18 protein-coding genes are annotated in these 16794 nt (G+C 70.4%); 7 read left to right on the plus strand and 11 right to left on the minus strand.

Annotation, left to right across the window (positions count from 1 at the left end):
• Positions 1-77: 77 nt before the first annotated feature.
• The 4 genes from ACZ7M3_RS03155 to ACZ7M3_RS03170 all read left to right on the plus strand — a co-directional run bounded on the left by ACZ7M3_RS03155 (position 78) and on the right by ACZ7M3_RS03170 (position 3344).
• Positions 78-563, plus strand: coding sequence for a PaaI family thioesterase (locus ACZ7M3_RS03155; RefSeq protein ID WP_067377836.1), 486 nt, complete (start codon positions 78-80; stop codon positions 561-563).
• A 42-nt stretch (positions 564-605) separates the two neighbouring features.
• Entirely contained in the window at positions 606-1229 is a 624-nt protein-coding gene (locus ACZ7M3_RS03160) for a cysteine hydrolase family protein (protein WP_472060242.1), read from the plus strand.
• A 71-nt stretch (positions 1230-1300) separates the two neighbouring features.
• A complete protein-coding gene (gene lpdA, locus ACZ7M3_RS03165; protein WP_472060244.1) occupies positions 1301-2704 on the plus strand; it encodes a dihydrolipoyl dehydrogenase in 1404 nt (467 codons plus the stop codon).
• A 55-nt stretch (positions 2705-2759) separates the two neighbouring features.
• Entirely contained in the window at positions 2760-3344 is a 585-nt protein-coding gene (locus ACZ7M3_RS03170; RefSeq protein ID WP_472060246.1) for a TetR/AcrR family transcriptional regulator, read from the plus strand.
• 51 nt (positions 3345-3395) lie between these two features.
• Here the strand turns inward: ACZ7M3_RS03170 and ACZ7M3_RS03175 are convergent, their stop codons facing one another.
• The 7 genes from ACZ7M3_RS03175 to ACZ7M3_RS03205 form a co-directional block, all read right to left on the minus strand.
• Positions 3396-4412, minus strand: a complete 1017-nt coding sequence (locus ACZ7M3_RS03175) for a zinc-binding dehydrogenase (RefSeq protein WP_472060248.1) — start codon at positions 4410-4412, stop codon at positions 3396-3398.
• Positions 4413-4476: 64 nt separating this feature from the next.
• Positions 4477-5262: an MBL fold metallo-hydrolase gene (locus ACZ7M3_RS03180; protein ID WP_472060250.1), complete on the minus strand. Its 786-nt coding sequence runs from the start codon at positions 5260-5262 to the stop codon at positions 4477-4479.
• Positions 5263-5283: 21 nt separating this feature from the next.
• On the minus strand, positions 5284-5829 hold the full coding sequence (locus tag ACZ7M3_RS03185) for an ester cyclase (RefSeq protein WP_472060252.1): 546 nt from the start codon (positions 5827-5829) through the stop codon (positions 5284-5286).
• Between the two features lie 23 nt (positions 5830-5852).
• Positions 5853-6956 carry an MBL fold metallo-hydrolase gene (locus ACZ7M3_RS03190; RefSeq protein WP_472060254.1) on the minus strand — a complete coding sequence of 368 codons (1104 nt, stop codon included), beginning with the start codon at positions 6954-6956 and terminating at the stop codon, positions 5853-5855.
• Between the two features lie 146 nt (positions 6957-7102).
• Positions 7103-7621, minus strand: coding sequence for a VOC family protein (locus tag ACZ7M3_RS03195; protein WP_388222271.1), 519 nt, complete (start codon positions 7619-7621; stop codon positions 7103-7105).
• Positions 7622-7639: 18 nt separating this feature from the next.
• Positions 7640-8299, minus strand: a complete 660-nt coding sequence (locus tag ACZ7M3_RS03200; RefSeq protein WP_472060256.1) for a TetR/AcrR family transcriptional regulator — start codon at positions 8297-8299, stop codon at positions 7640-7642.
• A gap of 46 nt (positions 8300-8345) precedes the next feature.
• On the minus strand, positions 8346-9332 hold the full coding sequence (locus ACZ7M3_RS03205) for a zinc-binding dehydrogenase (protein ID WP_472060258.1): 987 nt from the start codon (positions 9330-9332) through the stop codon (positions 8346-8348).
• A 193-nt stretch (positions 9333-9525) separates the two neighbouring features.
• Here ACZ7M3_RS03205 and ACZ7M3_RS03210 point away from each other — a divergent pair, with 193 nt between their 5' ends.
• On the plus strand, positions 9526-10185 hold the full coding sequence (locus tag ACZ7M3_RS03210; RefSeq protein WP_472060260.1) for a TetR/AcrR family transcriptional regulator: 660 nt from the start codon (positions 9526-9528) through the stop codon (positions 10183-10185).
• A gap of 95 nt (positions 10186-10280) precedes the next feature.
• On the opposite strand, the gene ACZ7M3_RS03215 is transcribed toward ACZ7M3_RS03210, so the two are convergent.
• Together ACZ7M3_RS03215 and ACZ7M3_RS03220 are read right to left on the minus strand one after the other, a co-directional pair.
• On the minus strand, positions 10281-10907 hold the full coding sequence (locus tag ACZ7M3_RS03215; RefSeq protein WP_472060262.1) for an NAD(P)-dependent oxidoreductase: 627 nt from the start codon (positions 10905-10907) through the stop codon (positions 10281-10283).
• A gap of 60 nt (positions 10908-10967) precedes the next feature.
• Positions 10968-13184 (minus strand): MMPL family transporter, encoded by a 2217-nt coding sequence (locus ACZ7M3_RS03220; RefSeq protein ID WP_472060264.1) that lies wholly within the window; start codon positions 13182-13184, stop codon positions 10968-10970.
• A gap of 158 nt (positions 13185-13342) precedes the next feature.
• Here ACZ7M3_RS03220 and ACZ7M3_RS03225 point away from each other — a divergent pair, with 158 nt between their 5' ends.
• Positions 13343-13807: an HIT family protein gene (locus ACZ7M3_RS03225; RefSeq protein WP_472060266.1), complete on the plus strand. Its 465-nt coding sequence runs from the start codon at positions 13343-13345 to the stop codon at positions 13805-13807.
• 12 nt (positions 13808-13819) lie between these two features.
• Here the strand turns inward: ACZ7M3_RS03225 and ACZ7M3_RS03230 are convergent, their stop codons facing one another.
• Positions 13820-15013, minus strand: a complete 1194-nt coding sequence (locus ACZ7M3_RS03230; RefSeq protein WP_472061013.1) for an acyl-CoA dehydrogenase family protein — start codon at positions 15011-15013, stop codon at positions 13820-13822.
• A gap of 54 nt (positions 15014-15067) precedes the next feature.
• Here ACZ7M3_RS03230 and ACZ7M3_RS03235 point away from each other — a divergent pair, with 54 nt between their 5' ends.
• Positions 15068-16234, plus strand: a complete 1167-nt coding sequence (locus ACZ7M3_RS03235; protein WP_472060268.1) for a CaiB/BaiF CoA transferase family protein — start codon at positions 15068-15070, stop codon at positions 16232-16234.
• Here ACZ7M3_RS03235 and ACZ7M3_RS03240 read toward each other — a convergent pair.
• Positions 16209-16781 (minus strand): TetR/AcrR family transcriptional regulator, encoded by a 573-nt coding sequence (locus tag ACZ7M3_RS03240; RefSeq protein WP_054232974.1) that lies wholly within the window; start codon positions 16779-16781, stop codon positions 16209-16211. The genes ACZ7M3_RS03235 and ACZ7M3_RS03240 overlap by 26 nt on opposite strands.
• Positions 16782-16794 lie beyond the last annotated feature (13 nt).

Raw genomic sequence — 16794 nt, forward strand, 5'->3', positions numbered from 1 at the left:
GGCTGGCTTCGACGTTGACATCCAGACCTCGTCCTGGCTAGCTTCGAATTCCACATTCAGATCATCGAGGGAGCGACATGGGCAGGTCACGCACGTACGACTGGGAGGACCCCGCCGTCTCCGCCGCCGCCGTCGGGCAGTACAGCGGTCTCGACTTCCTCCGCGAGGTGCAGGCCGGACGGCTCCCCGCCGCGCCGATCGCGGCGACCCTCGGGATGACGTTCGAAGAGGTCGAGCACGGCCGGGTCGTCTTCGCCCTCGTCCCGGGCGAGGAGCACTACAACCCGATCGGAAGCGTCCACGGCGGTGTGTACGCCACCCTGCTCGATTCGGCGGCGGGCTGCGCGGTGCAGTCGGTCCTGCCGCAGGGGATGGGGTATACCTCACTCGACCTGAATGTGAAGTTCCTGCGCCCGGTCACCGTGGACACCGGCAAGGTCCGTGCCGTGGGCACCGTCCTCAACAGCGGACGTCGTACCGCCCTCGCGCAGGCCGAGCTCTTCGATTCCGGGAACCGGCTGCTGGCGCACACCACCAGCAGCTGTCTGTTGTTCCCCGTCTGAGCGGCCCCGCACAGGAGCGCGACGTACGGAAAGCAGGCAGCTATGGCGGTGTACGACTACGACCGGCGCCGGACGGGGGTTCTGCTGGTCGATCCGCTGAACGACTTCCTCGCCGACGAGGGCAAGCTCTGGCCGCGCATCGCGGAGGTCGCGCGGGAAGTCGACCTGCGGGCCCATCTGTCCGAACTGGTGTCCACCGCTCGTGAGGTCGGCGTGCCGGTGTTCTATGTTCCGCATCACCGCTGGACACCGGGGCTGTACGAATCCTTTTCCCACCCGAACCCGTCACAACGCTCCGTGGACAAGCATCAGCTCTTCGCCCAGGACGCGTTCGGCGGGGACTGGTACCCGCCCCTGCGGCCCGAGCCCTCGGACACGGTGGTCGTACAGCACTGGGCCCAGAGCGGATTCGCCAACACCGACCTGGAGATGCGCCTGCGTCAGCGTGGCGTGGATCACGTGATCGTCATCGGACTGCTCGCGAACACCTGCATCGAGACCACGGCCAAGTACGCGATGGAACTCGGATTCCATGTGTCGCTGGTGACGGACGCCACCGCGGCGTACTCGCGCGAACTCATGAGGGTCGCCCACGAATTGAACGGTCCGACCTACGCGCATGTGATCACAGACACGAAAAGTGTCGTAGCGGCACTGACGACATAAGGTCACAGGGTCAGATGGTGCAGAGGATGTTGGACCGGCGCTGAGCCGGGCTTCACCGGAAGGATCCACTCATGGACGAGCGCTTCGACGTGGTCGTACTCGGCGCGGGACCTGGCGGCTATGTGGCCGCCATCCGTGCCGCGCAACTGGGCAAGCGGGTCGCGGTCGTCGAGGAGCGGTACTGGGGTGGTGTCTGTCTGAACGTGGGCTGCATCCCCACGAAGGCGCTGCTGCGGAATGCCGAGCTGGCGCACATCTTCACGCGGGAGGCGAAGACCTTCGGCATCAAGGTCGAGGGTGAGGTCTCCTTCGACTACGGCGAGGCGTTCCGGCGCAGCCGCCGGGTCGCGGAGGGCCGGGTCAAGGGTGTCCACTTCCTGATGAAGAAGAACGCGATCACCGAGATCGACGGCCGTGGCACCTTCCTCGACGCCCACACGCTCCGGGTCGCCCTCGCCGACGGCACCACGAAGACGGTCGGTTTCGACGACTGCATCATCGCGACCGGTGCCACCCCCAAGTTGCTGCCGGGCACCCGGCGCAGCGACCGTGTCGTCACCTTCGAGGAGCAGATCCTCGCGGAGGAGCTGCCGCGCTCCATCGTGATCGCGGGCGCCGGGGCCATCGGCATCGAGTTCGCGTACGTCCTGCACAACTACGGTGTGAAGGTCACGGTCGTGGAGTTCCTGGACCGGGTCGCGCCGCTGGAGGACGCGGACGTCTCCGCCGAACTCGCCAGGCAGTACCGGAAGCTGGGCATCGACGTACTCACCTCGACGCGTGTCGAGTCGATCGACGAGTCGGGCCCGCAGGTGCGGGTGACGGTCACCGGCAAGGACGGTGCGCAGAAGGTGCTGGAGGCCGACAAGGTCCTCCAGGCGATCGGCTTCGCGCCGAACGTCACCGGGTACGGCCTGGAGGCCACGGGCGTACGGGTCACCGAGCGCGGTGCGATCGACGTCGACGGCCGCTGCCGTACGTCCGTACCGCACATCTACGCCATCGGGGATGTGACCGCGAAGCTGATGCTCGCGCACAACGCCGAGTCCATGGGGATCATCGCGGCCGAGACGATCGCGGACGCGGAGACCATGGAGCTGGACTATGTGATGATCCCGCGTGCCACGTACTGCCAGCCGCAGATCGCCAGTTTCGGCTACACCGAGGAACAGGCGAAGGAGCGGGGCTACGACGTCAAGGTCGCCAAGTTCCCCTTCACGGCCAACGGCAAGTCGCACGGCCTGGGTGACACGGTCGGCTTCGTGAAGCTGATCAGCGACGCCAGGTACGGCGAGCTCCTCGGTGGCCATCTGATCGGTCCGGACGTGACGGAGCTGCTGCCGGAGCTGACGCTGGCGCAGCAGTGGGACCTGACCGTGCACGAGGTCGCCCGCAATGTCCACGCCCACCCGACCCTGGGTGAAGCGGTGAAGGAAGCCGTGCACGGCCTGGCCGGACACATGATCAACTTCTGAGAAGTGGAATTTTTGCAGTCCAGTGTAAATTAGCCGAGGATGGTAAAGTGCGGGCATGATGAGCGATGGTCTGCGGGAGCGGAGCAAGGCCCGGCGCAGGGAAGCGATCGTCCGGGCGGCGTACGAACTCTTCGCCGAGCGAGGCTTCGACGCGACGACGATCGCCGACATCGCCGCGGCCGCCGAGGTCTCGCCGCGGACCGTCACGCTCTACTTCCCCTCCAAGCTGGAGCTCGCGCTGTCGCGCCCCGAGGCCTTCGCGGACCGGCTCGCCACCGCGATGCGCGAGCGACAGCAGGGATGGGGGGCCCTCGACGCGCTGGAACACTGGCTGCGCGAGGAGGTCGCCCACCGAGGCGACCTGGACGACCTCACTCACCGCATGCTCGAGCTCAATCCGCAGCTCAGGGCGGTGGCGGGCGCCCGTCTTGCCGAGGTCGTCCAGGATGCCACGCGCATCCTCGCCGAGGAGCAGGGCAGCGCCCCGGGCGACTTCGGCCCGCGCATCGCGGCCGCCGCCGCGGCAGCGGTCGTCGGGGAAGTGGTCCACCGTCGTGAGGCAGCCGACATCGAGGCGGCGATGACCTTCCTGCGCGCCGGGCTCGACACCCTCACGCCCGCCGCGCAGCCCCCGCGGTGATTTTTTTGCGCGGGCGAACGCGGGGGCCGGCGGACGGTGACGCGGTACCGCTCAGGGGCGCAGCACCAGGCGGATCGGATCGCCCTTCTTGTGCTCCAGCCGTTCGACGGCTTCGGCCGCCTGCTCCAGGGGCAGGACGTCCGAGATGGAGCGGGAGAAGTCCAGCCGCCCGTTCTCGGTGAGGTGGATGAGCTGCGCCACCGCGTTCGCGCCGGAGCCGTAGTGGCCCAGGAGCCGTAGCTCGCGGGTACTGAAGGTGGTGCTGTCCGCGATGGTGACCGGCTTTCCGCTCAGCCCGACGAGGACCAGCTTGCCGCCGTCGGCCAGCACGGACAGGGCCTGCTCGCGCACCGGGGTGACGCCGGCGAAGTCGAAGGCGGTCTCGATGCCGGCCCCGCGGGTGGCGGCGGCGACCTTGTCCGCCAGAGCGGGGTCGGCCGGATCGAGGGCGAGGTCCGCGCCGAAGGCCAGGGCGCGGTCGCGGGCGGCGGGGGAGGGGTCGACGGCGATGACGGGGCAGGCGCCCACCATGCGCAGCAGTTGTACCCCGTGTGCGCCCAGACCTCCGATGCCCCACACCCCGACCGCCTGACCGGGGCGGACACCGGCGGTGTCGGTGATGGCGCCCCACGGGGTGGAGACCGCGTCGGGGATGACCGCTCCCTGCTCGAAGGGGATCGACTCCGGCAGCGGGACCAGGGTGTCGATCCGGGCGAGCGCGAACTCGGCCCAGCCTCCGTCGTAGTCGACGCCGCGGGTCCAGCCCCGCCCGTCGCGGTACTCGCCGGCCTGGAGGACGACCCGGTCGCCGACCGCCCAGCCGTCCGCGTCCGGACCCGGCTCGGCGACGGTGCCGGCCACCTCGTGGCCCAGGGTCACCGTGTCGCCCCGTAACTGCGCGGGTGTGCCGCCGAGTTCCCCGGAGATCAGGTGGACGTCGGACAGACATACCCCGGCCGCTTCCACCTTGACGAGGACCTCTCCCGCACCGGGGGTGGGCCGGTCGACCTCCTCGACCCGCAGCTCGTGGGTCGGGAAGTGCAGACGCACTGCGCGCATGACAGCCATGACGGCTTCCTCTCTGGACGTGACCTGTGCCGTGATCTGTACCGTGAAGTCTGCCCGGCAGCCGCTACGAGCCGACGCGCATCCTCTCGAACAGGGTCGGGTCGTGGGCGTTGACGATCGCCAGATCGGGCTCCGCGCGCCGGTGCAGCTCGGCGAGCCGGGCGTGGTTGTCGCGCACCTTCTTCAGGTCGAACCCGATGATGCTCTCCATGGCGCGCAGGGCGGCGGGCACCCGGGTGCGCCCGTCCAGCGTTCCGTGGTGGTAGAAGGCGTCACCGCTGTGCAGCAGCCAGCGGGTGCCGGTGTCGACGGCGACACAGGCGTGTCCCCGGGTGTGACCCGGCAGCGAGACCAGGACGATTCCGGGCGCGATGGCGTCGAGTTCCCGCGCCGCGGCGAAACCGCGCCACTTCTCCCCGTCCGGGCTGTGTTCGACGAGCTTCGGTCCGTGCGCCCACTGGGCCGCCTGGTAGCGGATCCTCTCCCGCCGGGACGGGGCGTGGACCGCCCCGAGCGCCTCGGCGGCCGTGACGTGGACCTGGGCGTGCGGGAAGTCGGAGAGACCGCCGATGTGGTCGGCGTCGAAGTGGGTGAGGACGATGTGGCGGACGTCCGTGCGGTCGAAGCCGAGCTTCTCGACCTGGCGGACGGCGGTCTCGTCCGCGCGGAGGACCGGCCTGACGAAGTGGCGGGCCGGGCCCACCCGTCGCCCGGGATCGGCGATGTCCGCCAGGCCGTAGCCGGAGTCGACCAGAACCAGGCCGCCCGCCGTCTCGACGAGCAGGACATGGCACACCATGGGCGCCGTGGGCATGAGCATGGTGCCGCAGTTGAGGTGGTGAACTTTCATGGCGGACGTGTCCTCGGTGACTCAGCCGGCGAAGGCGGGGGGAGCGGTGCGGGTGAGTGCGGGGTGGGGCTTGTCGCCGGACGTCTTGAGAAGTCCCCTGACACAACGGGCGGCCAGTACCCAGTCCCTCGGATTCCTCAGGTCGAGGCCGCCGATCAGCTGCTTGAGGAGTGTCAGGGTGTCGAAGTAGATGCGCTCGCAGACCAGGTTCTCCTCGGCGTCGAAGATGAAGTACGCCGTCATCCGTACCCGGAAGCGGTTGCCGGTGGGCGGGATGGCGCCGAGCGGGCCGAGATGGGTGCCCAGCAGCCAGAACTCGGCGATCACGGCGTCGTCGCTGTGCCGGAGGGCGATGATCTCGTGGTCCTGGTCGGGGAAGGCGACCCGGCTGTCGTGGTAGTAGCCGCGCACCTCGCCCTGGCCGTCGTGGACGGTCATGGTCGGGATCAGCTCGTAGTGCGGATGCGGGAACGTCGACAGGACGTCGTCCCAGTCCTGGCGGACCTCGTCGCGGAAGTGGTCCAGGACCAGCTTCTGCCGGGCCTTGCGGACGTCTTCGGTGATCATGGATGCTCCGGTCTGCGGGTCGGTCACGCCGTGTGGCGGATGGCCTTGTGGGTGAAGGTCGGCGTGGTGCCGGGGTTGGCCCAGGAGGCGGTCAGCTCGCTGGAGGGGAAGAACTGAAGGAATCGGGGGTCGGACTGGGCGCGGTCGACCAGGGTCTTCTCGATGATCAGTGAGTTGTACTGGTCGGCGGTGGTCTCGATGGTGTTGGCGTTGAGGACCACCTCCTGCTGCCAGGTGCGCGCCCAGCGCGCGACACCCGGCATCCGCGAGTGCTCCGGTGTCAGGCACTCGGTGGCGATCGCGTTCTCGCTGCTGGCCCAGATGCCCGTGGAGGTGTTGAGCACCAGGGTCTGGTTGCCGAAGACGTGCCCCGGCGTCTCGACCACGGCGACACCCGGTCCGAGGACCAGAGAGCCGTCCACGGCGAGGAAGGCGTCGGGCCGCACGTCTCGATAGGTCTCGGGCTGGTACCAGGGTTGCTGCAGCGGGTGCAGCTGGGTCATGGCGAGCAGTTCGTGGCGCTGCACGATGACCTTGGCGTGGGGGAAGACCGGCTCGACGGCGCCGCCGAGGTCGGCCTGCGGGCCGGTGGTGCCGATCCAGCGGCGCAGGTCCTGGGTGTGCAGATGGTCGAACATCAGGTAGTCGACGTCGGCGGGTGCGATGCCCAGCCTGGCCAGATGTTCGAGCACCGTGCCGTGCTCGGTGGTCAGCAGCGACCGGAGCGGGGCGGGGGTGCGGCGGATCAGCGCGGCGAAGTACGGGGTGTTCTGGCCGAGTTCGACATCGCTCGGCTCGAACAGCAGCACGCGCCGGCGCCCGTCCTCCTCCCGCCACCGGACGACGAGCATCCGATTGGTGATGGAGAGGAAGGGAGCGATGGCCCTGCTCGCCCGGAACAGTCCGAACCTCGTCGGGTAGGGAAGGGTGACCAGATCGCAGGTGGTGACGGTGTCGGAGGTGCCGGTCGAGGCGAACTCGGCGCGGAACGCCTGGGCGCGGGTGCGGGCCCACGCCAGTTTGGCGCCGTATCCGCCGGGGACCTCCGCCAGGCCGTCGAAGGCGGTGATGGGGGTGCCGACGGACGGCATCTCGACGACGTCGGAGTCTTTCCAGGCGAGCTTCAACTCTCCTCCTCGGGGAGCACTGTGTACGAGACAGCGGTCGGTTCGGTACGGCGGCGGCGACTCGGCCCGGAGCAGCGCGTCGGCATCGTGAGCTGACGCCTCCGTTCTGTCGCCGGCGAGCCCATGCCGCGTCCACGCGGGCGGGATCAGCCGAAGCGGCGGATCGGGTCGCTGCCGTCCCAGTGGGCCGAGAGGTCGCGGAGGGCGGTGAAGATCTCGCCCTTGGCTCCGCCGATGTCGGAGATCTCGATGACCGTGCCCGAGTCCTTCTCGGTGTCGAGGTAGGCGAAGCGCCCGCCGCTGATCGAGCCCTCCTGGGCGACCGTGTAGCCGAGGGACAGGGCGCGGTCGTACAAGTCCTGGTAGTCCCTGCTCCAGTAGGCGACGTGCTGCGCCCCCTCCCGTCCCGAGTCCAGGAAGTCCTTGTAGAGGGAGGGCGCGTCGTCGAGGGGCTGGATCAGTTCGATCTGTAGGTCGCCCGAGTTGGCGACCGCGGCGGCCATCTTCATGTCCGAGTCGACGCCCCGGTAGCGGAAGTGGTCCAGCTGTACCGGGTCCATGTAGAACCAGGGGCCGACCCCTTGAGCGACCCAGTGCTCCATCGAGGCACGCAGGTCACGGACGACGTATCCGATCTGGGCGATCTGCCCGAAGATCCGGCTCATGGGACAGCTTCTTTCTGTCTAGACGGGCGGGTCGGCCTCGGTCTCGGCTGCTGCGGAGAGGCCGAGGCGGTTGTTGAGCAGTTGTTCGATCTCGCGGCGGCTCGCGTCGAGGTCCACGGCGTCGCCGTCGAGCACGTACTGGAGCGCGACACCGCGCAACAGGCCGAGGAGCACGGTCGCCAGGCCCCTGGGATCCACGTCGCGGGGGAAGTCCCCGGCGGCCACTCCGCGCAGGAGGCGGTCCTCGATCTCCCCGCGGAACATGCGGTCGGAGGCGGCCATGGCGGGGCGCGCGTCCGGCGAGGTGACCATCGCGTCGGACCACAGCACGAGGAACGCGCGGTGCAGCGGTGGACGTTCGGCCACCAGGCCCATGAACGTGCCGATCAGGCCGCGGAGTTCGTCACTTGGCGAGGTGGAGGGGGCGGCTTCGGTGAGCGCCGCGCGGAACTCCGCGGTCACGATGTCCACGAGCCGCTGAATCAGGGCGCCCTTGGAGCCGAAGTGATGGGTGACCAGGCCCCGGCTGTAACCGGCGCGCTCCCCGATGGCGGCCAGCGTCACCCGCGAGGTTCCGATCTCGCCGATCAGCTCCGCCGCCGCCTCCAGCAACCGCAGTTCCGCCTCTGCCCGTCGATCCTCCTGGGACCTGCGGGAGGCGACTGCGTGACGACTCATGGGAACTCCTACGGTGATGGCCGGGCCTTGCCGGGACCCGGGGCGGCTACGGCAGTTCGAGGACGATCTTGCCGACTGCCTGGTCGGAACGCATGTGGTCGGCCGCGGCCCTCGCGTCGTCGAAGCCGAAGACCCGGTCGACGACGGCGCGGACACGGCCGTCCTCGACGGCGGGCAGGACGGCGGACGTGACGGCGGCGCAGACGTCCGCGAGTTCGTCGGGGGTGCGCACGCTGAAGGTCGTCCCCTGCACCCTGAGCCGTCGGAACGACAGCTGGTCGAGGTCGACGGCGGACTCGGCCCCCGCCAGCCGGCCCACGTTGACGATGGTGCCGCCGACGCGCGTGGCCAGGAACGTGTCGGCGAAGACCTGGCCGCCGACCTGGTCGAGGACGAGGTCGACCCCGGCGCCTTCGGTCGCACCGGCGACGGCGTCGGCGAGGTTCTCGGCGCTGGTGTCGACGACCACGTCCGCGCCGACGGTCCTGAGGGTGGCCGCCTTGTTCGCCGAGGTGGTCGTGGCGACGACGAGGGACGCGCCGAGCGCCTTGGCCAGCTGCACGGCGAGCAGGCCGACCGAGGAGGTGGCTCCGGTGACGAGCACACGCTGCCCCGCGGTGAAACCGCCCTGCGTCAGGGCGTCGTGCTCGGTCGCGAGCCCGACCGGCAGGGCTGCCGCGTCCGTCCACGACAGGGACGCGGGCGCCGGGATCACATGACGGTGGTCGACGAGTGCGTACGGGGCGAACGCGCCGAGGGTCACGCCCATGACCCGGTCCCCGACGGCGAAGTCCCTCACGCCGTCGCCGAAGGCCGCGACCTCGCCGGCGAGCTCGAGGCCGGCGGTGAACAGGTCGCTCGTCTTCGCCCGGGGGCTGTACACGCCCTTCAGCATGTGCAGATCCGCGCGGTTGAGGGCGGCGGCGCGAACTCGGACGAGGAGCATGCCCGGTCCCGGCGTCGGGACGTCGACCTCGCGGACCTCCCAGTCGGGTCCGGCGCCGCCGAGCAGTGCGCGCATGGTGTCGGTCATCAGTGGTTCTCCGTCTTGATGTAGGTGATTCCTCGCACTTGCTTGTTGGCCAACAAGTTATGCGGAGAAAACTTGCGGTGTAAGTCCAGCCCCTTCGAAACGTAGGCTTACGGCATAAGTACTGTCAAGGACTCCGGCGTGAAAACTGATAGCGTAAGTCGCAGGGTGTCACCGTGTGGCGAAGGGATGGGTGATGGCGCAGAGGATGACCCGGCGGGGGCCCCTGACCAGGGACGAGATCGTTCAGCGCGCCCTGGAGCTGGCCGAGGCCGAAGGCATCGAGAAGCTCTCGCTGCACAAGGTCGCGGCGGCCGTCGGAGTGCGGACGATGTCGCTCTACAACCACGTCGACGACAAGACCGACGTCCTGGACGCCATGGCCGACGTGATCCTGAGGGGGATCGAGATCCCGGAGCCCGGCACCATGGACTGGGCGGACGAACTGCGCGCGCTGGCAAGGGCGTTCCGGGCCGCCGCGCTGCGGTATCCGCGATCAGCCCCGCTGGTGCTGACCCGGCGCATGAACGCGCCCGCCGCCCTGCCGGTCGTGGAGGCGGCGCTCCGCGTGCTGGGCCGCGCCGGCGTCGAGGGCCCCGCCGCCGTCCGTGTCCTGCGGGCCTTCATCGCGTTCCTGATCGGGACCCTCGCACGTGAGGTGGGCTCGGCCCCCACGTACGCCGGAGCGATCCCCGGCATCATCGCCTCCAGGGAGCAGGACCTGGTCGACAGCGGCTTCCCCGCCGTCGCCGCCGTGGCGGCCGAGTTGGCCGTGTGCGACCACGAGGCGGAGATGGAGTTCGGCCTGGAGATGCTTCTGGGTGCGGTGCGCCGCCGGGTCGAGGCGGGCGGCTGACGGACCGACTGCGGGCCGCTGTGTTCGTCGAGTCGGTGGCTTCAGTGGCTTCAGTGATCTCGGCGGCCTCAGCGGACTCGGCGGCCTCAGCGGGCTCAGTGGGTGAGGATGGCGGTGCGGTGTGACCACTCCTCGCTGTCGACCTGGCGGAGCATGAAGTCGGCGACATCGGCGCGGCTGATGCGGCCGCCGATCTTCTTCCCAGGGGTCTCGATCACCGTGTAGGTGCCGGTGTAGAGGCCCTTGGTGAGGATGGTGGGGTAGACGAGGGTCACGTCGAGGCCGCTGCCGCGCAGGAGTTCGTCGGCGACGGCCTTGTCGCCGAAGACGCCCTGCAGCAACAGCTTGACGAAGGTTCTCGGGACGGCGGTGTAGTGCTGGAGGGTGTCGCCCACACCGAAGGCGGACAGGACGACGATCCGCTGGACGCCGGTGGTCCGGGCGGCGGGGACGAGGGCCTGGGCGGCGCGGCTGGCGAGATCGGACGTGCGGGCGCTGCCCGCGCCCAGCGCGGACACCACCGCCTGAGTGCCGCTCATGGCCCGGGCGAGGTCCTCGGTGCGGGTGGCGTCGCCGGTGACCACGGTGACGTCGGGGTCGTCACGTTGGGGGAGCCGGGCGGGGTCACGGACCAGGGCGGTGACCCGATGACCGGCCTTCAGGGCCTGCTGGAGCACGAGTCGGCCGGTGGGACCGGTGGCCCCCAGAAGAGTGAGGTGCATGGGGATTTCCTTCTTGTGTGTGGCTGATGCCACCGCGCGTGGTGGCTGTGGGGCAGGGGGTCAGTGCGCTGCGACCTCGTGGCGCCTTTCGTCGCGCTCGGTCGTGCGCGGGTCGGGCAGGCCGGCGCCCTCGATGTCGACGTCGGGCAGAGCGCGGTCGAGCCAGTGGGGCAGGCTCCAGGCGCGGCGGCCGAGCAGGGCCATGGCGGCGGGTACGAGGGTCATGCGGACCACGAAGGCGTCGATCAGGACGCCGAAGGCGAGCGCGAAACCGATGGACTTGATCACCGGGTCCTCGTTGAAGACGAAGCCGCCGAAGACCGCGGCCATGATGAGCGCGGCGGCGCTCACGACCCGTCCGCTGCGGGCCACGCCATGGACGATGGCCTCGGCCGGGTTCCGGGTGTTCTCGTGGTGCTCGCGCATACGGCTGACGAGGAAGACCTCGTAGTCCATGGCGAGTCCGAACAGGACGCCGATCAGCAGGACGGGCAGGAAACTGGTGACCGGTCCGGCCGACGGGATCGACAGGGGTCCGTCGAGATGGCCGTACTGGAAGACCCAGACGGTCGCTCCCAGGGACGCGGCGATCGAGAGCAGGAACCCGAGGGCGGCCTTGAGGGGGACCAGCAGGGAGCGGAAGGCGAGGGTCAGCAGGATCAGGGCGAGGACCACGATGATCCCGATGAACCCCGGCAGGGCACCGGACAGTTTTCCGGCTACGTCGATGGCGGCGGCCGTCACACCGGCGATGTAGAGGGTGCCGCCCGCCTCGGCGACGGAGGGCGCGTTGTCCCGCAGCCGGTGTACGAGGTCGGTGGTGGCCCGGGCGTCGGGCCCGGTCTTCGGGACGACGGCCATCACGAACACCGTGCGATCGGCGTTCGGAACCGGCGGGGAGACGGCTGCCACGCCGGTGTCCTTGGCCAGGGCGGTGCGCAGGTCGGTCACGGTGGCGACGCGCTCGGCCGCGGGGACGCGGCTGGTGTCGGCGACCGCGGTGAGAGTGGCGTTGAATCCGGGCCCGAAGCCTTCGGTCAGCAGGTCGTAGCTCTTGTGCTGGGTGCTGGCGGTCGGCTCCGAGGCGTAACTGGGCAGCCCCAGGCGCAGATTGCGGGCGGGCAGCGCGAGGGCGAGCAGTGCGACGACGCCCGTCAGCAGGACGATCAGCGGCCTGCGGGTGACCGCGCGGGCCCAGGCCAGGCCCCAGGCGCCGGGGGTGCGCTCGCGTCGGCCGGGGCGTGGGCGCCTGGTCCGGGACCTTGCGTCGCGGGGCCGCAGCCGCTCGCCGGCCAGGGCGAGCACGGCGGGTACGAGGGTGACGGCGATGAGGACGGCGACCAGCACGGTGGCGGCGGCGGACAGGCCCATGACGGCCAGGAACGGGATGCCGGTGGCGGACAGCGCGGCCAGCGCGATGATCACGGTGGCTCCGGCGAAGACGACGGCGCTGCCGGCCGTGGCGACGGCGCGCGCGATCGAGTCCTCGACGTCCGTGTCGGGGTCGCCGGGTTGCTCGCGGTGGCGCGCGATGATGAACAGCGCGTAGTCGATGCCCACCGCGAGGCCGATCATGACGGCGAGCACGGTGGAGGTCCCGGTCATCTCCACGAAGCGGGACGCGTACTTGATGCCCAGCACGCCGATCGCCACCCCCACGAGCGCGGTGACCAGCGGCAGCCCCGCCGCGAGCAGCGAGCCGAGGGTGAGGGCCAGGACGGCGAAGGCGATCACGACACCGGCGAGTTCCGCCGGTCCGCCGACCTTGGTCGCCGCCTTCATGGCCGACCCGCCGTACTCCACCCGCAGGCCGGCGTCCCGGGCCCGGGCCATCGCACGGGACAGGGCGTCCTTCGACTCCTGCGTCACATCGGCGGCGGCCTGGCGGAAGCGGACGTCGGCGTAGCCGGTCCGCCGGTCCGCCGAGAGGGCCTTCGCCCTGAACGGATCGGTGACCTGCACGACGCCCGATATCCCGGCGGCCTTCGCCAGGCCTGCCTCGACGGCGGCCTCGGCCTGGGGCGCGGTGAGCGTGCTGCCCGCCGGGGCGGCGTACACCACCCGGATCACACCGCCGGCCGCGGCCGGAAACTTGGCTTCGAGGAGGTCCTGGGCCTGCTGGGACTCGATCCCCGGCACGGTGAAGTCCGAGGCCACCTTGCCGTGGACGGTGATCCCGAGGCCGCCGACCACGGCGAGCAGCAGCAACCAGACCGCCGTGAACCGGCCCCGGCGGCGGACCGCCCAGCGCCCCAACGCGTACAGGCGTGACGCCATGTCCGTCTTCCTTCCGTCCTGCGAATGCCCGCGGGTGCTCCTCCGGGCCGCAACGTTCTGCATCCTAAGGCATAGTTACCATCGAATGTAAAATAACCATGGGTGGTAACGTGCTGGACGAGGGAGGGTGCGGGGTGGACGTTCTACGATCCCGGGGCATGACGACTCCCCCCTGCTACGCATGCGGCAAGGAAGCGCGGTTCGATGAACTTCCGGCGCGCGAACGCATCGCGTTCGACCAGTACTGGCGGGTGGCTCACAGCTTCAACACCGTGGTGCCCGGCTGGCTGGTGCTACTGCCGCGGCGGCACGTCACGGCCGTCCACGACCTCACCGACGCCGAGGCCGGGGCCCTGGGGGTGTGGCAGGTCGGGCTCTCCAGGGCGCTGCGCGGGGTGACGGGTTGCCTCAAGACCTACGTCGTCCAGTTCGCCGAGTCCGAGGGCTTCGCGCACGTGCACTTCCACATCGTGCCGCGCATGGCGGATCTGCCCGCCGCGCACCGTGGGCCGGGCATCTTCGGGCTCCTGGACCGCCCGGAGGCGGAGGGGGTGACAGCGGAGGGCGCGGACCGTATGGCCCGCGCCCTACGAGCCCGTCTTCACGGGCTCCCGCACTCCTAGGGTCCGCAGGCCCTAGTTCTGGACCCGGAGGGTGCCCCGGTCGCTCTCCCGCAGCGCGCGACCGATGATCAGGCGCTGGATCTGGTTGGTGCCCTCGAAGATCTGCATGACCTTGGCCTCCCGCATATAGCGCTCGACCGGGAAGTCGCGGGTGTAGCCGGCGCCTCCGAGGACCTGGACGGCGTCCGTGGTGACCTTCATGGCGTTGTCCGTGGCGATCAGCTTGGCGATCGACGCCTCGCAGGCGAACGGAAGCCCCTGGTCCTTGAGCCGGGCGGCGGCGAGCGTCGTGGCCCGGGAGGCCTGGACCGCCGCGGCCATGTCCGCGAGGACGAACGCCAGCCCCTGGTGTTCGATGATCGGGCGGCCGAAGGTCTCCCGTTCGCGCGAGTAGCGCAGCGCGTGGTCCAACGCTCCCTGGGCCAGGCCCGTGGCCACGGCCGCGATGCCCAGTCGTCCGCAGTCGAGTCCGGCGAAGGCGATCTTGAGTCCCTGGCCCTCCTCGCCGATCCGGCGATCCGCCGGGACGCGCACGTCCTCCAGGCGGATGGTCGCGGTGGCCGACCCGGTCAGACCCATCTTGTGCTCGGGCGGATCGGCTATCAGGCCGGGGGTGTCGGCCGGGACGAGGAAGCAGGAGATCGCGCCCGAGCCCGCGTCGGACGTACGCGCCATGATCGTGTAGAAGTCCGCGTGCCCACCGTGCGTGGTCCACGCCTTGGCGCCGTTCAGGACGTAGTCGTCGCCGTCCCTGACGGCCCGGGTGCGCATCGCGGCGGGGTCGGAACCGGCGTGGGCCTCGGACAGGCAGTAGGCGCCGAGCAGCTCGCCGCTGAGCATGTCGGGCAGCCACTCCTTGCGCTGCTTCTCGGTGCCGAAGGAGGCGAGGGCGAAGCAGGACAGCGCGTGCACCGAGACGCCGACCCCGACGCTGGCCCACACGGCGGCGATCTCCTCGAGGACCTGGAGGTAGACCTCGTAGGGCTGGTCCCCACCGCCGTACTCCTCGGCGTAGGGCAGGCTCAGCAGGCCCGCCCGGCCGAGCGTGCGGAAGACCTCGCGGGGGAACTTCTCCTCGGCCTCCGCCTCGGCGACGCGGGGCGCGAGCTCCTTCTCGGCGAGCTCACGGGTCAGGCCGATCAGGTCGACTGCTTCCGGGGCGGGAAGCGTGCGGGTAGCAGGCATGGGATGTCCTCGGTCGCTCAGGAATTAATGATACGGCGAGCGATACAACAGTATCGTTTTTGGTACCGTGATGCCATGCAGTCCAGCGATGGATCCGCCGGTCCCCTCGTCGGCCTACGCGTCCTCGAACTCGCGGGACTCGGGCCGGCCCCGCACGCGGCCATGGTGCTGGCCGATCTCGGCGCCGACGTGGTGCGCGTCGAGCGGCCCTCCGGCCGGGCGCTGCGGCTCGGCCCGGAGGACGCGACCGACATCGTGCGGCGCGGCCGCCGGTCGGTCTTCGCCGATCTCAAGGAGTCCGAGGGACGTGCGCTGGTACGGGCGCTGGCCGCCCGGGCCGATGTGCTGATCGAGGGCCTCCGGCCGGGCGTCGCCGAGCGCCTCGGCGTCGGTCCCGAGGACTGCGGCAAGGACAATCCGGGGCTCGTCTACGCACGCGTCACCGGCTGGGGTCAGGACGGCCCGCTCGCCCAGGATCCCGGGCACGACCTGAACTACATCGGTCTCACCGGGCTGCTCCACGCGATGGGCCGTGCCGGTGATCCGCCGCCCCCGCCGCTCAATCTGGTAGGCGATTTCGGGGGTGGGTCCATGCTCCTGGTCATCGGCGTCCTGGCCGCGCTCTGGGAGCGCTCACGCTCCGGGGCCGGGCAGGTCGTGGACTCCGCCATGGTCGACGGGACCGCCCTGCTGGGTCAGATGACGTACGCGCTGCGCGGCATGGGCGAGTGGTCGGACGAACGGAGCGCCAACCTCCTCGACGGGGCCGCCCCCTTCTACGACACCTACGAGTGCGGCGACGGCAAGTACGTGGCCGTCGCCGCACTCGAACCGCAGTTCTTCGCGGCGCTGCTGGAGGGACTGGGCATCGCCGGGGCCCACCTGTCCGCCCAGGGCGACCGCGGCGGCTGGCCCGCGCTGCGCGCCCGGTTCGCGCAGCGGTTCGCCTCCCGTACGCGCGACGAATGGGCCGCGCACTTCGCGGGCACGGACGCGTGCGTCACCCCCGTGCTGACGTTCGCGGAGGCGGGATCGCATCCGCACGTGGTGGCCCGAAGCACGCTGATCGAGGTCGACGGCATCCTCCAGGCCGCCCCCGCCCCGCGCTTCTCGCGCACGCCCAACCGGCGGCCCTCGGCCCCGGGTGCGCCGGGCGCGGACACCGAGTCGGTGCTGCGGGACTGGGGTGTCGGCTCACCGGCCGCCACCCCCGCGGTCAGGGCGAGACCGCGTGCACGATGAGCGACGCCAACTCGGCGTACGCCTCCGCGTCGGTCAGCCCCGTGCGCGCGGACACCTCGCCGCGCTGGATCTCCTGCATGGTGGCGGCGACGACCTCGCCCACGAAGGCCGCGTGGACGTCACGGAACGCGCCGGCGGCGACCCCGTCCGCGATCAGCTGTCTGATCCGGCCCGCGGCCAGGCGGGTGTTGGCCTCGTACACCTCGCGGGCCGGTTCGAATCCGGCCATGTCGTCGAGGAAGCGCCGGGACAGCGGCCTCAACTGCTGGGCGACCGCGTTCAGGTAGACCACCACGCGCTCCGCGGGCGCGGAGGTGTCCGCCACCTGCTTCTCGATGGCCTCGGCCGCGCTCCGGAAGTAGTGCTTCACGGCCTCGCGGACCAACTCCTGCTTGCTTCCCGCCAGTTGGTACAACGTCGTCTTCGAGCAGCGCAGCCGTTCGGTCAGCTCGTCGAGCGTGAACGAGGCGAAACCTTCCGCCGCCAGCAGGGCGACCAGCCGTTCGAGCAGGTCGGTCTGGCGCGCTGTGCGACGTGTGGACGGCATGACCTCAGCGTAG

The organism is Streptomyces sp. NPDC111656 (assembly GCF_055656965.1).

What these genes read in the sequence shown, in the direction of transcription:
- ACZ7M3_RS03155 (WP_067377836.1), top strand. Translation starts at nt 78, where the DNA reads ATGGGCAGGTCACGCACGTACGACTGGGAGGACCCCGCCGTCTCCGCC.
- ACZ7M3_RS03160 (WP_472060242.1), top strand. Translation starts at nt 606, where the DNA reads ATGGCGGTGTACGACTACGACCGGCGCCGGACGGGGGTTCTGCTGGTC.
- lpdA (WP_472060244.1), top strand. Translation starts at nt 1,301, where the DNA reads ATGGACGAGCGCTTCGACGTGGTCGTACTCGGCGCGGGACCTGGCGGC.
- ACZ7M3_RS03170 (WP_472060246.1), top strand. Translation starts at nt 2,760, where the DNA reads ATGATGAGCGATGGTCTGCGGGAGCGGAGCAAGGCCCGGCGCAGGGAA.
- ACZ7M3_RS03175 (WP_472060248.1), bottom strand. Translation starts at nt 4,412, where the DNA reads ATGGCTGTCATGCGCGCAGTGCGTCTGCACTTCCCGACCCACGAGCTG.
- ACZ7M3_RS03180 (WP_472060250.1), bottom strand. Translation starts at nt 5,262, where the DNA reads ATGAAAGTTCACCACCTCAACTGCGGCACCATGCTCATGCCCACGGCG.
- ACZ7M3_RS03185 (WP_472060252.1), bottom strand. Translation starts at nt 5,829, where the DNA reads ATGATCACCGAAGACGTCCGCAAGGCCCGGCAGAAGCTGGTCCTGGAC.
- ACZ7M3_RS03195 (WP_388222271.1), bottom strand. Translation starts at nt 7,621, where the DNA reads ATGAGCCGGATCTTCGGGCAGATCGCCCAGATCGGATACGTCGTCCGT.
- ACZ7M3_RS03200 (WP_472060256.1), bottom strand. Translation starts at nt 8,299, where the DNA reads ATGAGTCGTCACGCAGTCGCCTCCCGCAGGTCCCAGGAGGATCGACGG.
- ACZ7M3_RS03205 (WP_472060258.1), bottom strand. Translation starts at nt 9,332, where the DNA reads ATGACCGACACCATGCGCGCACTGCTCGGCGGCGCCGGACCCGACTGG.
- ACZ7M3_RS03210 (WP_472060260.1), top strand. Translation starts at nt 9,526, where the DNA reads ATGGCGCAGAGGATGACCCGGCGGGGGCCCCTGACCAGGGACGAGATC.
- ACZ7M3_RS03215 (WP_472060262.1), bottom strand. Translation starts at nt 10,907, where the DNA reads ATGCACCTCACTCTTCTGGGGGCCACCGGTCCCACCGGCCGACTCGTG.
- ACZ7M3_RS03220 (WP_472060264.1), bottom strand. Translation starts at nt 13,184, where the DNA reads ATGGCGTCACGCCTGTACGCGTTGGGGCGCTGGGCGGTCCGCCGCCGG.
- ACZ7M3_RS03225 (WP_472060266.1), top strand. Translation starts at nt 13,343, where the DNA reads ATGACGACTCCCCCCTGCTACGCATGCGGCAAGGAAGCGCGGTTCGAT.
- ACZ7M3_RS03235 (WP_472060268.1), top strand. Translation starts at nt 15,068, where the DNA reads ATGCAGTCCAGCGATGGATCCGCCGGTCCCCTCGTCGGCCTACGCGTC.
- ACZ7M3_RS03240 (WP_054232974.1), bottom strand. Translation starts at nt 16,781, where the DNA reads ATGCCGTCCACACGTCGCACAGCGCGCCAGACCGACCTGCTCGAACGG.